At 51.3% G+C, this 12608-nt stretch carries 12 protein-coding genes and 1 other annotated feature; of the genes, 2 read left to right on the top strand and 10 right to left on the bottom strand.

Annotated elements, in window-relative coordinates; all coding sequences use genetic code 11:
* Nucleotides 1–3: 3 nt before the first annotated feature.
* The 9 genes from CIB36_RS03270 to metG form a co-directional block, all read right to left on the bottom strand.
* Nucleotides 4–585: a GrpB family protein gene (locus tag CIB36_RS03270; RefSeq protein WP_093988174.1), complete on the bottom strand. Its 582-nt coding sequence runs from the start codon at nt 583–585 to the stop codon at nt 4–6.
* A gap of 15 nt (nt 586–600) precedes the next feature.
* On the bottom strand, nt 601–1443 hold the full coding sequence (locus tag CIB36_RS03275) for a prephenate dehydrogenase (RefSeq protein ID WP_093988175.1): 843 nt from the start codon (nt 1441–1443) through the stop codon (nt 601–603).
* Between the two features lie 107 nt (nt 1444–1550).
* The gene (locus CIB36_RS03280; RefSeq protein ID WP_093988176.1) at nt 1551–2861 is read right to left on the bottom strand and encodes an alpha-amylase family glycosyl hydrolase; all 1311 of its coding nucleotides are present in this window, start codon (nt 2859–2861) and stop codon (nt 1551–1553) included.
* Between the two features lie 16 nt (nt 2862–2877).
* On the bottom strand, nt 2878–5232 hold the full coding sequence (locus CIB36_RS03285) for a homocysteine S-methyltransferase family protein (RefSeq protein ID WP_203226424.1): 2355 nt from the start codon (nt 5230–5232) through the stop codon (nt 2878–2880).
* Nucleotides 5226–5903 carry a vitamin B12 dependent-methionine synthase activation domain-containing protein gene (locus CIB36_RS03290; RefSeq protein WP_093988178.1) on the bottom strand — a complete coding sequence of 226 codons (678 nt, stop codon included), beginning with the start codon at nt 5901–5903 and terminating at the stop codon, nt 5226–5228. The genes CIB36_RS03285 and CIB36_RS03290 overlap by 7 nt, the downstream gene beginning before the upstream one ends.
* A 5-nt stretch (nt 5904–5908) precedes the next feature.
* Complete coding sequence (gene metF / locus CIB36_RS03295; RefSeq protein ID WP_093988179.1) at nt 5909–6802, bottom strand: methylenetetrahydrofolate reductase [NAD(P)H]; 894 nt, start codon at nt 6800–6802, stop codon at nt 5909–5911.
* 13 nt (nt 6803–6815) lie between these two features.
* Nucleotides 6816–7589, bottom strand: a complete 774-nt coding sequence (locus CIB36_RS03300) for a TatD family hydrolase (protein ID WP_093988180.1) — start codon at nt 7587–7589, stop codon at nt 6816–6818.
* Nucleotides 7586–8137: a GNAT family N-acetyltransferase gene (locus CIB36_RS03305; protein WP_093988181.1), complete on the bottom strand. Its 552-nt coding sequence runs from the start codon at nt 8135–8137 to the stop codon at nt 7586–7588. The genes CIB36_RS03300 and CIB36_RS03305 overlap by 4 nt, the downstream gene beginning before the upstream one ends.
* Before the next feature lie 25 nt (nt 8138–8162).
* Entirely contained in the window at nt 8163–10106 is a 1944-nt protein-coding gene (gene metG / locus CIB36_RS03310; RefSeq protein WP_093988182.1) for a methionine--tRNA ligase, read from the bottom strand.
* Nucleotides 10107–10194: 88 nt separating this feature from the next.
* Nucleotides 10195–10451: a binding site (T-box leader), on the bottom strand.
* Between the two features lie 149 nt (nt 10452–10600).
* On the opposite strand from metG, the gene CIB36_RS03320 reads away from it, so the two are divergent.
* Both CIB36_RS03320 and CIB36_RS03325 read left to right on the top strand, forming a co-directional pair.
* Nucleotides 10601–11428, top strand: a complete 828-nt coding sequence (locus CIB36_RS03320; protein WP_093988184.1) for a histidinol-phosphatase HisJ family protein — start codon at nt 10601–10603, stop codon at nt 11426–11428.
* Nucleotides 11429–11452: 24 nt separating this feature from the next.
* Nucleotides 11453–11722: a hypothetical protein gene (locus CIB36_RS03325; protein WP_093988185.1), complete on the top strand. Its 270-nt coding sequence runs from the start codon at nt 11453–11455 to the stop codon at nt 11720–11722.
* Nucleotides 11723–11862: 140 nt separating this feature from the next.
* Here the strand turns inward: CIB36_RS03325 and CIB36_RS03330 are convergent, their stop codons facing one another.
* The gene (locus CIB36_RS03330; RefSeq protein ID WP_093988186.1) at nt 11863–12603 is read right to left on the bottom strand and encodes a tRNA 2-thiocytidine biosynthesis TtcA family protein; all 741 of its coding nucleotides are present in this window, start codon (nt 12601–12603) and stop codon (nt 11863–11865) included.
* Nucleotides 12604–12608: the final 5 nt, after the last annotated feature.

Consider the following 12608-nt stretch of genomic DNA (forward strand, 5'->3'; position numbering starts at 1 on the left):
GACCTATTTTGAAGCGAGTTCATATTTCCCGGGAAATATCTGTTTGGCTTTCCGGGTACAGACCGTTATGAATTTCTCTTTACCGCTTGTGTAGGCATCACGGTCATATTGAAATTTTTTCCACAGGGTGCGCTTTAGCGCTTCGTAATCTTTCGCGGTTTCGGGGCAATGATTGAGATAATCCCGGAAATACAATTCGTCGCAATCCCCCGCGCGGCGCAGATGGAGGTGAAATACTTGCTGTGCGAATCCCTGTTCGGTATACCCTTTGTTCAAGGAGATACGGTTCGGGGCTTTTGACATGCAGATCCAGCCGTTTTCTTCCAGCTGAGGGACAAGCAAAGAGAGAGAGGCTTTCGGATCAAACTCCGCCAGAATATCCACGATCGGTTTGGCCCAAATAGCCGGTACAGCGGTACTGCCGATGTGGCTGATCCGGAACAGCATATCGTTGGCAAACAGGGCTTTTAACCGGCCGGCTTCTTGGTGGTATTGTTCCTTCCAAGCAGGATTGTGCGGTACCAGCTGGATCGGGAAAAGCTGCCAGAGCTGATGCAGGGAAAGTTCGTTCAATGGCTTACACATCTATTTTCTACCTCTTTACTGATCCCTTTTCAGGCTTTCTTCTTTTAGGATCCGTCCGTCCCGCAGCAGGGTTTTTAAGCGTTCCCTGTCGTTTTGCTCCAGTGCCTGCTGGTATTCGTTTAGGTGACGGATCAGGTTTTCCAGTTCGATCAGCAGGGAAGGCCGGTTCATCAAAAATAATTCGGTCCACATAGATTCGTTTAGCTTAGCAACACGGGTCAAATCCAAAAAACTGCCTGCGGAAAACCCGCTTTGATACCCCAAAACCGGACTTTTGACATAGGCGTTGGAAACAACATGAGCCAGCTGTGAGGTAAAGGCGATCACCCGGTCGTGCTCGTCTGGAGTGGAGAGGACTACCTTTGCGAAATGGAGTTCCTGCGCAAAGGCCTGTACCTGTTCTACTGCCACAGGGTCGGTCTGCGCAGTGGGAGTGATGATGAAGCTGGCATGGTCAAAAAGGTTGTCCAGCGCATAGGAAAAGCCGGAAAACTCCCGGCCTGCCATGGGATGACAGCCCACAAATTTGATACGGTGTTCGCACAGATGCGCCTCCACCCCGTCAAGAATACTTTCTTTCACCCCGCAGGTATCTATTACGATCGTTCCAGGGGCGATATATTTTGCATGTTCCTGTAAAAAGGAAACTGTTTGCGTGGGATGCAGGCTGACAATGATAAAGTCAGCCTGCTGAAGTTCCTGAGGGGAAATGTCCCTGTCAATAGCTCCCTCTTTTAAAGCCTGTTCAGTCACTTCCGGGTATAGGTCATATCCCATGCAAAGATGCTTTGTATACCGTTTGATGGTCTTGCAAAAAGAACCGCCGATCAACCCTAACCCGATTACTGCAATATTCATTCTCGTTCCTCTTTTCAAAGATCGCAAAACCCGCCGGCAATCCGAAGATGCCAGCGGGTTGCTTTATCACTTTAAAGTATATCCAAACTTTTCACGGCTGTCAACCCTTATGCCTCTGTTTCCCAGAAAAATGCGCTGTAAGGGGGCAGTTCGCTTCCGCCGCCGAAATCGTGCGGTGCTCCGGTGATCAGGTCCACCGCGCGGCCGCATCCGGCATGAAAATGCGCGGTGAAAGGATCTGCGGAAGCGTTGATAGCTACAAGGACTCTCTGATGTTCGCTGCACCGTTCAAAAATGACCTGATGGTTTGTCAGCAGCAGGCTTTTGAAATCCCCGTAACAAAGGGCTTCACTTTTTTGGCGGGCCGCCATGAGCTTCCCGATCCACTCAGTAAGGTCGTTCCATTCCGGACTTTTATACGAGGGACGGAGCGATTCGTCCCCCTGCGCCTTGTCGCCGCGGGCGCCCCATTCGCTTCCGTAATAAATGCAGGGAATGCCGGGCATTCCACACAACAGGGCATAGATCAGCGGAAGATGCTGTGAGTTTTGCAGCATGGAGGCAATGCGGGAAACATCATGGTTATCCACGAAATTCATTAGGTGCTTTCCGCGGTAAAGCGTCCAGCTTTCCGGGCCGAATTGCCGAAGCAGGGAATGGGTGATCTCGAACAGATTCATGGAATTAAAGCTGGAATACAGCCCCTTATAGCATTCGTAGTTCGTACAGCTGTGGAGCATCTGGTCGTTGACGATCTGGTTGTAATCGCCATGGATCATTTCTCCGACTAAGAAAAAGCCGGGTTTTAAGTTGTCGGTAAGGCTGCGCAGACGACGGATAAAGTCATGATCCAGTGAATAGGCCACGTCCAGCCGGAGCCCGTCGATGTCAAATTCTTCGATCCACTGTTTCACGCAGTCCAGCAGGTGGGACACCACCTCTTCATTTCGCAGATTTAATTTGACGAGGTCAAAATGCCCCTCCCAGCCTTCGTACCAAAAGCCGTCGTGATCGTTGGAATCCCCGTCAAAATTCAGGAAGAACCAATCTTTATAAGGGGAATCCCATCGTTTTTCTTTTACATCTTGAAATGCCCAGAACCCGCGGCCCACATGGTTGAACACACCGTCCAGCACGACTTTGATCCCATTTTGGTGCAGGGTACGGCATACCTCGGCAAAATCCTTGTTCGTTCCCAGCCGGTTGTCGATCTGCCGGTAATCGCAGGTATCATACCCGTGATGATCCGCCAAAAACACCGGGGAAAAATAGACCGCGTCAATGTGAAGTCGTTTGAGATGATCAGTCCAATCCAGCACCTTGCAGATTCTCGGCACAGTTTTCCGATCGTTGTACCACGGAGCGCCGCAGAACCCCAGCGGATAGATTTGATAAAAATTGCTTTCATAAGCCCACATGGCAGGGAGCCTCCTGTTATCCTAATACTTTTTTGGCGATATCGGCTGACTGCTTCGCGTCTTTGGCGTAAAAATCCGCGCCGATCTTCATGGCATAATCTTCGGTAAGCACAGCGCCGCCCACCCATATTTTGCAGTCCGCGCCGCTTTGGTGCAGCGCCTCGATCGTTTGCTGCATGCTGACTACGGTGGTGGTCATTAAAGCGCTTAATCCCACCAATTTTGCGCCGGTGCGGATGGTTTCCTGCACCACCGTTTCAATAGGGACGTCTTTTCCAAGGTCTACGACGTCATATCCGTAGTTTTCCAATATGACCTTGACGATATTTTTTCCTATATCGTGCACGTCGCCCTTTACTGTTGCCAGCACGATTTTCCCTTTGGAAACGGATTCTGCGGCCGGCTTTTTAGAAAGGGAAAGCTTGATCTGTTCAAACCCGGCCTGCGCGGCTGTCGCAGACTGAATCAGTTGCGGCAAAAAGATTTTCCCGCTTTCAAAGTCGTCGCCAACCCGGTCCAGGGCAGGGATCAGCATCTGGTTGATGATTTCCAGCGGATCGGTTGTTTGCAGCAGCTCCTGGGTCAACCTCCCGGCCATCTCTTTCAGGCCTCCGATGACCGCGTCCGGCAGGGTCATATCGCTTTTTTTAGCGGCAGGTGTCACAGCGGGAGCTGCGGTATTGTGCCGTTCGATATATTGCTTAGCGCCGGCGTCATGGTTATAAAGAACATTATAAGCGTCGACGGCATCCATCATGGAGCGGATATTCGGGTTGATGATCGGGCAGTCTAGGCCGTGCGCCATGGCAAGCAGCAGGAAGCTGTGGTTGATCAGCTCCCGGTTTGGAAGCCCAAACGAAATGTTGGATACGCCCAGTACGGTTTTCACCCCCAGCTTCTCCTTTACCATTTGAACCGCCTTCAGCGTTTCCTGCACTTCCTTTTGCTGGACAGAGGCGGTCAGGGTAAGACAGTCGATATAGACGTCCTCTTTTGGGATGCCATAGCCCTTTGCGGCTTCTACGATCCGCTGCGCAATGGCAAAGCGCTTTTGTGCTTCGTTTGGGATGCCGTTTTCGTCCAGTGTTAACCCAACGACCGCGGCACCGTATTTTTTGACGACCGGAAGGATGCGGTCTAACACCTGCTGTTCCCCGTTTACAGAGTTGACGATCGCTTTCCCATTATAGATACGCAGGGCGTTTTCAATCACCGAAGCGTGGGAGGAGTCGATTTGCAGCGGAGTGTCCAGCACGCTCTGCAAGCCCTTTACTACCTCGATCATCATGGCGTTTTCGTCAATTTCCGGCAAGCCTACGTTTACATCTAAGATCTGGGCGCCGGCTTTTACCTGTTCCAGCCCCTGCGTTAAAATGTAACCTGTATTGTGGTTGAGAAGCGCTTCTTTAAAGAGCTTTTTCCCAGTGGGATTGATGCGCTCGCCAATCACGCGCACCCCGTCGACTACCACGGCCTGACTGCCGCTGCACAGGACGGAGCGGGGGAGATACTCCCGGTTTCCGATCATTTTTCCTTTCAGCCGTTCTTTTAGGCAGCGGATATAATCCGGGGTAGTGCCGCAGCATCCGCCGATGATGGAAACGCCAAAGGAAAGGTATTCTTCCATGGTTTCTGCAAATTCTTCAGCAGAAATATCATAGGTATTGGAATTGAGGTTCGGCAGTCCGGCATTGGCTTTTACGATCAGCGGCAGGGGGGTCCATTCGCTGAGCTTTTTTGCAATGGGGAGGATCTCTTTCGGGCCAAGGGAACAGTTTACCCCAATGGCGTCCGCCCCTAAGGAAGTGAGGGTCGTTGCCATGGCTTCGATCGATACGCCGGTAAAGGTGCGGTGGTTCTGCTCAAAAGTCATGGTGCAGAACACCGGCAGGTCGGTGTTTTCCTTTGCGGCCAGCAGGGCGGCTTTCATCTCCAGCAGGTCGGTGATCGTTTCAAACACGACAAGATCGGCCCCGGCCTTTTCCCCGCAGACGACCATTTCACGGAACATATCGTATGCGCTTTCAAAGGAAAGGTTTCCGTTCGGCTCCAGCAGTTCGCCGATCGGCCCGACGGACAGTGCGACCTTCACAGGGCTGCCCTGCGCGGCTTCTTTTGCGTTGCGCACCCCGGCCCCAATAAGCTCCTCTACACTGTATTCACAGTGCGATAGCTTGTAGCGGTTCGCGCTGAACGTATTGGCGTAAATAATATCAGAACCGCTTTCAATATACTGGCGGTGGATCTTTTTTACTACCTCCGGATCAGTCAGGTTCAGCGCCTCCGGCACTTTCCCGATCTCTGCGCCGGACTGTTGTAACATGGTGCCCATAGCGCCGTCGAGTAAAATAACATGATCAGTTTTCAACATTGTGTTCCTCTCTTTCTGAAAGCGCAGTGTGCCCGGTTGTTGCAGTAATCGCATTTATTCGGCCGGGGATCGCGGGTGGTATCGGTCACGCCGATGATTGCAGTGACCGATTTGGAAGGGGTCATCAGCAGGCTGTCCGTCAGGGAAAGCCCGATCTTCCGGTGAGTGTCCATAGCGGCGATGATCTCCTTTTGCGTTTCCAGCGGGAGATCCCCATAGCCGGCGGAAAAACGCCAGGTGATATTTTTCCCCTCTGTTTTGCACTGTGCGGCGATTTCCCGTTCTGCCAGGTCGGCCAAAGCCTCTACCGCAGTGGTGGCGCAGCTGTCCAAAATAACTCCTTCGTCTGGAGAAAGCAACATTGCTGTACGGATCTCCCGTTCGATCTCCAGTCCCACCGTTACGCAGAGTAGGTAAATTTCTTCGCAGTTTTCCAAATGCCGGCGGATGTCCTGCCCGGACAGAAAAACAGGCGTGCCAAGAACGGCGATCCCGTTTTCCCGGTGTTCAATTTTAAACCGGCGGTAAAGGGATTTGGGGGAGATCATTTCCAGTGTGCGCCCCATGCACCGGTGAAGCGTGTCCTCCAGCGCAGGGGAGATATCCTGTCCCTGATAGCCAAGATAACGCAGGATCTCGTCCCGGTTTAGAGTTTGAATCAATGTCTGCACCGCCGTTACCTCTTTGTGATCCGGTTTTGGCTTTTGATAATATTTTCTATGCTTTCCGTGATGCGGGAAGCGGTTTCTACATTGTTCATGGTGTAAAGATGAATGCCCCGCACATCATTGGAGATCAAGTCGATGATCTGATTGACCGCATAGGCGATCCCGGCGTCTTTGAGCGCCTGAGGGTCGTCGGCATATTTGTTGATCATGGTGCTGAACGCCCGCGGCAGGCTTGCGCCGCACATGGAAACGGTGCGTTCGATCTGTGATTTATTGATGATCGGCATGATCCCAGCGGAAATAGGGACGGTGATCCCTTTTTGGATGGCCTTGTCCATAAACTCATAGAAGTGGTTATTGTTGAAAAACAGCTGAGTGATCAGATGGGAGGCCCCTGCTTCAATTTTCAGCTTCAGGTTTTCAATATCCTGATCAATGGTTTCACTGTCGCAGTGGCATTCCGGATAACAGGCGCCCAGCACATTAAAGGAGGGGTCATAGGCCTTAATAAATTCTGCCAATTCATTTGCGTGTGTAAAATCATTTTTCGGGGTCACGGCCGGTCCCTTATCGCCGCGCAGGGCAAGGATGTTCTGGATCCCATTTGCCTTTAGCGAATCCAAGGTCTGCCTGATATCCTCTTTGGTAGAGTTGAGGCAGGTTAAGTGGGAAACAGGCTCGATCTGGTATTCTGATTTGATCAGGGAAGCGATCTCGCAGGTTTTACTGCGCTGGGTATCGGAACCGCCTGCCCCGTAAGTAACGCTGATAAAATCGGCCGGCAATCCGCGCAGGCCATACAGTGTATTGTAGATCGTATCAACAGAGGACGTCTTTTTCGGTGGAAAAACCTCCAGGGAATAAACGATCTTTTTGCTTTGAAAAAGGTTTGCAATGTTCATGGGAAAGCTCCTTTTATTTGTTGATCCCGAAGCAGGACAGGGTGTTTTGATGCGCCTGGTCGATCAGCGCCTGTGTGTCCATTTCTTTCAGTTGCGCAATTTTTTCGGCGGTAAAGGCGATCATATCCGAGGTGCAGGTCTTGCCGCGGTGCGGTACAGGCGCCATGTAAGGACAGTCGGTTTCCAACAGCAGCCGGTCAGCAGGGGTCGCCTTGACCGCTTCCAGCACCTTTTTGGCATTGTTGAAGGTCACCACTCCGGTAAAGCCCAAATACATGCCTAAAGAAAGGATCTCCTTTGCTGTTTGGGAAGAGCCGGAAAAGCAGTGCACCACCCCGTGGGGATGGTATTTTTGAAGCAGCTCCATGGTGTCGGCGGTCGCTTCCCGGGAATGGATGATGACCGGCAGATCTAAGAAATTTGCCAACTGGAGCTGTTCGGCAAACACCTTTTTCTGAAGGTCGCGCGGGGAAAAATCATAGTGGTAATCTAAGCCGATTTCCCCGATGGCCACTACCTTTTCCTCTTTGGCAAGGGCTTCTAATTCCTTCAAGTAACCATCCCGGCAATTCTGGGCGTCGTGCGGATGGATCCCCACGCTGCAATAGAAAAACGGATACCGTTTTGTCAGTTCTACACCGGAATAGGAAGAGGGGAGATCACAGCCCGCGTTTAGGACTGCCGCAACACCATTTTTTTGAATGCTGCTGATGGTTTCTTCCAAAATCCCGTCAAAGCGTTCGTCATTATAATGGGCATGGGAATCGAAGATATTTTGATAACTCATCGGTGCGGATCACCTTCTTTTAAAATTTCGTAATAATGGCAGGAAACCGTTTCCTGTTTGGCGGGAAGATATGCAGACCGATCCCCCCGGTACAGCATCCCGCATTTTTGCATTACCCTGCCGGAGGATGGGTTGCGGATGTCGTGCAGTGCGTCGATCGACTGCATCCCGCAGCCGAACAGATAGGCAATCACCGCCCGGCACGCTTCGGTTGCAAATCCCTGGTTCCAAAAACGGGGAGCTATACAGTAGCCGATCTCGCAGGCGGAAGAATCCCCTTGCACAGCCGCCCCAATGGAGCCGATCAGCCGGCCGGAGGCGTTTTCTACAATCGCCCATTCGTAAAACGAAGGGTCCTGATAAGCTTTGATCCATTGTTCTAACAGCCCCTTTGTTTCCTGAACAGAGCGATGGCAGTTCCAGGTAACGTACCGTGTCACCTTGGGGTTGCCGGCCCAGCCGGAAAACATGGGTTTTGCATCGGAAAGGGTAAATTGGCGGAGAAGTAAGCGTGATGTTGTGATAGGTTGTGTGCCGTGATGCTGCATGATTGAAAACCTCCGTAAAAAGATGTTACCGGATTTTAGCGCCGGCGGGGATACTGTCGTCTAAGAACAGCACCTTTGCCGCGTCGTCGCAGTCGGCGGCTAAAATCATGCCGTTCGAAAGGACGCCCCGTAGTTTTGCAGGTTTTAAGTTTGCAACCACTATAATGGTTTTGCCGACCAGGTCTTCCGGGCGGTACCAGGCGGCGATTCCGGAAACGACCTGACGGGGAGTGCCGGTACCGTCGTCCAGCTGGAGGCAAAGCAGTTTGTCAGATTTTTTTACCGGTTCGCAGGAAAGGACCTTTGCGGCTTTCAGCTCCACCTTGGCAAAGTCTTCAATCCCGATCATAACGCCCTCCGGTTGATCTTTGCTTTCCTTTTCTTTCGGGGCATCGGCAGCTTGGGCTTTTGCGATTTCCGCTTCCAGCTCCTCCAGCTTTTTCGCCTCGTCGATCCGCGCGAACAGCGGCACAGCCGTGCCCACCGTTCCCTCCTTCAATTTGCCGAAGGCGTTCAGCGAATCATAGCAGGTGATGTCGGTCTTGATCTGTTCAAAAATCTTTTCTGAAGTCTTTGGCAAAAACGGGGAGATCATTACGCCGATAAAGCGGATGCTTTCCAGCAGGTTATATAATACAGTTTGCAGGCGTGGACGGTTTGATTCCTCTTTCGCCAGTGTCCAAGGCGCGGTTTCGTCAATATATTTGTTGCTTCTGCGCGCGACGTTCATAATCACTTCCAGCGCGTCGGCGACCCGGAACTGGTTCATCAGGTCGGTGTATTCCTTGACCGCTGTTAAGCAGGCGTTTGCCAGTTCTTCGTCCACCGGTTCGCTGACGCTGGTATTTTTCACTGCGCCGTCAAAATATTTGTTGGACATTGCCACCGTGCGGTTAACCAGGTTGCCCAGCGTGTTTGCAAGGTCGGAGTTATACCGTGCGATGATATTTTCGTAGGTGATGGTCCCATCCTGCGCGTAAGGCATTTCCTTCAGCAGGTAATACCGCACGCCGTCCACCCCGAAATGGCGCGCAAGGTCGTCTGCGTACATCACGTTCCCTTTGGATTTGCTCATCTTGTCGTTTCCGGAAAGGAGCCAAGGATGCCCAAATACCTGTTTAGGGAGCGGGATGTCCAGCGCCATCAGCATAATCGGCCAGTAAATGGTGTGGAAACGCAGAATGTCTTTCCCGATGATATGCACGTCGGCCGGCCAGTATTTTTGGAACAGCTCGCTGCTGCCGTCCGGGTCGTAGCCCAGCGCAGTGATATAGTTTGTGAGAGCGTCGATCCAAACGTAGATCACATGCTTTGGGTCGAAATCAACAGGGATCCCCCAGCTGAAAGAGGTTCGGGATACGCACAGATCCTGAAGTCCCGGCTTGAGGAAATTGTTGACCATCTCCCGCTTGCGGGATTCCGGCTGGATAAAGGTGGGATGCTCTTCGATGTACTGCATCAGGCGGTCTTGGTATTTGCTCATCTTAAAGAAGTAAGCTTCTTCTTTTGTCTTTTTTACCGGGCGGCCGCAGTCCGGGCAGCAGCCGTCTGCCAGTTGAGTCTCTGTCCAGAAGGATTCGCACGGGGTGCAGTACCAGCCTTCGTATTCGCTTTTGTAGATATCGCCTTGGTCGTACAGCTTTTTGAAGATCTTCTTCACGACCGCTTCGTGGTAATCATCAGTGGTGCGGATAAATTTGTCGTAAGAGCAGTCCATCAGGTCCCAGATTTTGCGGATCTCGCCCGCGATCTGGTCGACATAAGCTTTTGGGGTGATCCCCATTTCCTTGGCGATCTCTTCAATTTTTTGCCCGTGTTCGTCTGTGCCGGTCAGGAAAAAGACGTCGTTGCCGATCAGCCGTTTAAAACGCGCGATCGCGTCAGTCAGAACAATTTCATAGGAATTGCCGATATGCGGCTTTCTGGATGTGTAGGCGATCGCAGTGGTCAAATAAAATTTCTCTTTCATACAGTAAAGTCACCTTTCCTTTTTTTGTTGCATGAACTTTTTTGGCGGTTGTGGGAAAATAAAAAAGCTCCCGTTCCCGAAACATCGTTTCGAGGACGAGAGCAAAAGCCTTCGCGGTACCACCTCAATTTTCCTGTGCCTTGCAGCGGCAGGACTCATCTGCTGCGGAACAGTTTTGTTCGACAGCATATTGCGGTAACGGGCAACACCGTCGCAGCCTAAAGGGAGATCCTTTCGGTGCGCAGCTCCAAGACCATCTTCAGCCCAGTCTGCTTTGTCCGTTCCCAGCGACCCGGACTCTCTGAAAAAGCGCGCAGAGCTTACTCTTCTTTTCACAGCCAATTTGATTCATGAAATTAGTTTTATTATATCCATCTTTTTCGAAAAAGTCAACAATTCGCACCATGTTAGAAAAATTCGTACAGTTTGACGGTTGCCGGTTTGGGGACGATTTGGTTATAATAGCCATAGAAGTATAGGAAGGGAGGCTGCTTATGAAACAGGGAATGGCGGATTACCATTTGCATACCACCGTTTCACCCGATGGGATGAATACCATGGAGGAGCTGTGTGATGCCGCGCTGGAAAAAGGGCTGGAGGAGCTTGCGTTTACCGATCACTTTGAAATTTACACTCCCGGCTTTCAGGGGTCGAAGTATTCCCCGCTCGGCAAGTTTACGATCCCCTATTTAAAGCAGTACCGGGAACGGTTTGAACAATGCCAAAAGGAATATGGGGAAAAGATCACGTTAAAAAGCGGGATCGAACTGGGGCAGCCTCATCTGGACCCGGCGTTTGCACAGGAAGTGCTGCGCGTAATGGATTTTGATTTTGTGCTGGGATCCATGCACAAGGTCGATGATATAGATTTCAGCGAACGGGATTACACCTGCGGGCAAAACGAAGCGCTTTGCCGCATGAATTTGGAAAACCTATATCGCCTTGCAGACGAGGGCGATTTTGACTGTCTGGCGCATTTGGATCTGATCAAGCGTTATGCGGCCCGGCAGGGACAGCGGGTGAGCCTGCTGGACTACCCAGACGAATTGGAAGTGATCTTAAAACGTCTGATCGAGCGGGGAAAAGGGATCGAAATCAATACCTCCGGCGTTCGTCAGGGGATGGGAGAAACGATCCCGGCATTTAAGATCCTTTCCCTTTACCGGAAATTGGGCGGGGAAATTTTGACAATTGGTTCAGACGCGCATAAGGCGGCAGATTTGGGAGCAGATTTTGACATTGCCTGCCAAATGGCTAAAGAAGCGGGATTCAGCGCGTTGGCGCGGTATACCCGCAGGCAGGTAAGCTTTTGTGATTTGTAAAAAGTATTGGAATGGGGGAATATCATGTTTGAAGTCCTTTCGGTGATGATCGTCCTTGTTTTTATTGTGGTATTGATCAGTATCATTGCCAGTATCGTCAGTCGCGGGAAACATGGGAATGCTGCTGAAAACAGTCGGCAGCAGACGCTTCAGCAACAGCAGCGTTTATTTCAGGAGGAACAGCTTCGCCAGCAGCAGGAGCAGGTTCGTTTATTGGAAGAGCAGGCAAGGATGCATCATCAGATGTTTGAGGAGCAAAATCGGATTAACCAGCAGATGGACCATTTTCATTGAGTTGAAAAGTGAAAAAAGGACGCCCAACACCGGGCGTCCTTTTTGTATCAGTATACTTTCATTTTACACGGCCAAAGAAACTTTACAGCCAAATGCTTTTTGGGGAAAAATCAACAAATAATTTCCGCTGTGTTTTTTGATCAACCTTTTTGTTTCGGCTTTTCCGGGAAGCCCCAGCCGTCTAAGCCAGCCCGCCGCATAGCGCCGAACATCCGGAAGGTGAACCCATTGTCAGCGCGCTCCCGCTCCCGCAGGAACTCTTTCATTTCTTCCCGTTTGGTCTGCCCGTCTGCCGGGCATTTGGATTTCACGATCGGAAAATTATTTTTTAAAGCGGCTTTCCGCACCTCCTTTTCCGGCGCAAATACCATAGGACGGATCATCCACAGCTTTTTCGTAGACAGGTAGCTTTTAGGCGCAAAGCAGCCGAGGCGCCCCTCCACGAACAAGTTCATCATAAAAGTTTCTACCACGTCGTCAAAATGATGACCCAGCGCCACCTTGTTGCAGCCGTATTCCAGCGCGGCGTCGTGAAGCGCCCCGCGCCGCATTTTTGCGCACAGGCTGCAGGGATGCTTTTCCTTGCGGATGTCGAATACGATCTCTCCGATACGGGTAGGCTTTAACACATAGGTCACACCCATTTCCTCGCAGAACTCCCGCACCGGGGTATAATCGGTAGGCTGGCCGCCGAAATAGGGATCCAGAGTAATGGCGACCAAATCGTATTCGATGCCGATGAACCGTTTTAACAGCACCAGCCCTTTGAGAAGGACCACAGAATCCTTCCCGCCCGAAACGCCGACCGCGATTTTGTCGCCGTTTTGGATCAGGTCAAACTCGTGGATCGCCTTTCGCATATATCCTAACATTTTTTGCATGTTAC

It is taken from the genome of Massiliimalia timonensis (genome assembly GCF_900186585.1).
Taxonomy (GTDB): domain Bacteria; phylum Bacillota; class Clostridia; order Oscillospirales; family Ruminococcaceae; genus Massiliimalia; species Massiliimalia timonensis.

Coding starts and splice junctions, on each gene's coding strand:
- CIB36_RS03320 (WP_093988184.1), top strand. CDS start 10,601: ATGAAACAGGGAATGGCGGATTACCATTTGCATACCACCGTTTCACCC.
- CIB36_RS03330 (WP_093988186.1), bottom strand. CDS start 12,603: ATGCAAAAAATGTTAGGATATATGCGAAAGGCGATCCACGAGTTTGAC.
- metG (WP_093988182.1), bottom strand. CDS start 10,106: ATGAAAGAGAAATTTTATTTGACCACTGCGATCGCCTACACATCCAGA.
- CIB36_RS03270 (WP_093988174.1), bottom strand. CDS start 585: ATGTGTAAGCCATTGAACGAACTTTCCCTGCATCAGCTCTGGCAGCTT.
- CIB36_RS03275 (WP_093988175.1), bottom strand. CDS start 1,443: ATGAATATTGCAGTAATCGGGTTAGGGTTGATCGGCGGTTCTTTTTGC.
- CIB36_RS03300 (WP_093988180.1), bottom strand. CDS start 7,589: ATGAGTTATCAAAATATCTTCGATTCCCATGCCCATTATAATGACGAA.
- CIB36_RS03280 (WP_093988176.1), bottom strand. CDS start 2,861: ATGTGGGCTTATGAAAGCAATTTTTATCAAATCTATCCGCTGGGGTTC.
- metF (WP_093988179.1), bottom strand. CDS start 6,802: ATGAACATTGCAAACCTTTTTCAAAGCAAAAAGATCGTTTATTCCCTG.
- CIB36_RS03285 (WP_203226424.1), bottom strand. CDS start 5,232: ATGTTGAAAACTGATCATGTTATTTTACTCGACGGCGCTATGGGCACC.
- CIB36_RS03325 (WP_093988185.1), top strand. CDS start 11,453: ATGTTTGAAGTCCTTTCGGTGATGATCGTCCTTGTTTTTATTGTGGTA.
- CIB36_RS03305 (WP_093988181.1), bottom strand. CDS start 8,137: ATGCAGCATCACGGCACACAACCTATCACAACATCACGCTTACTTCTC.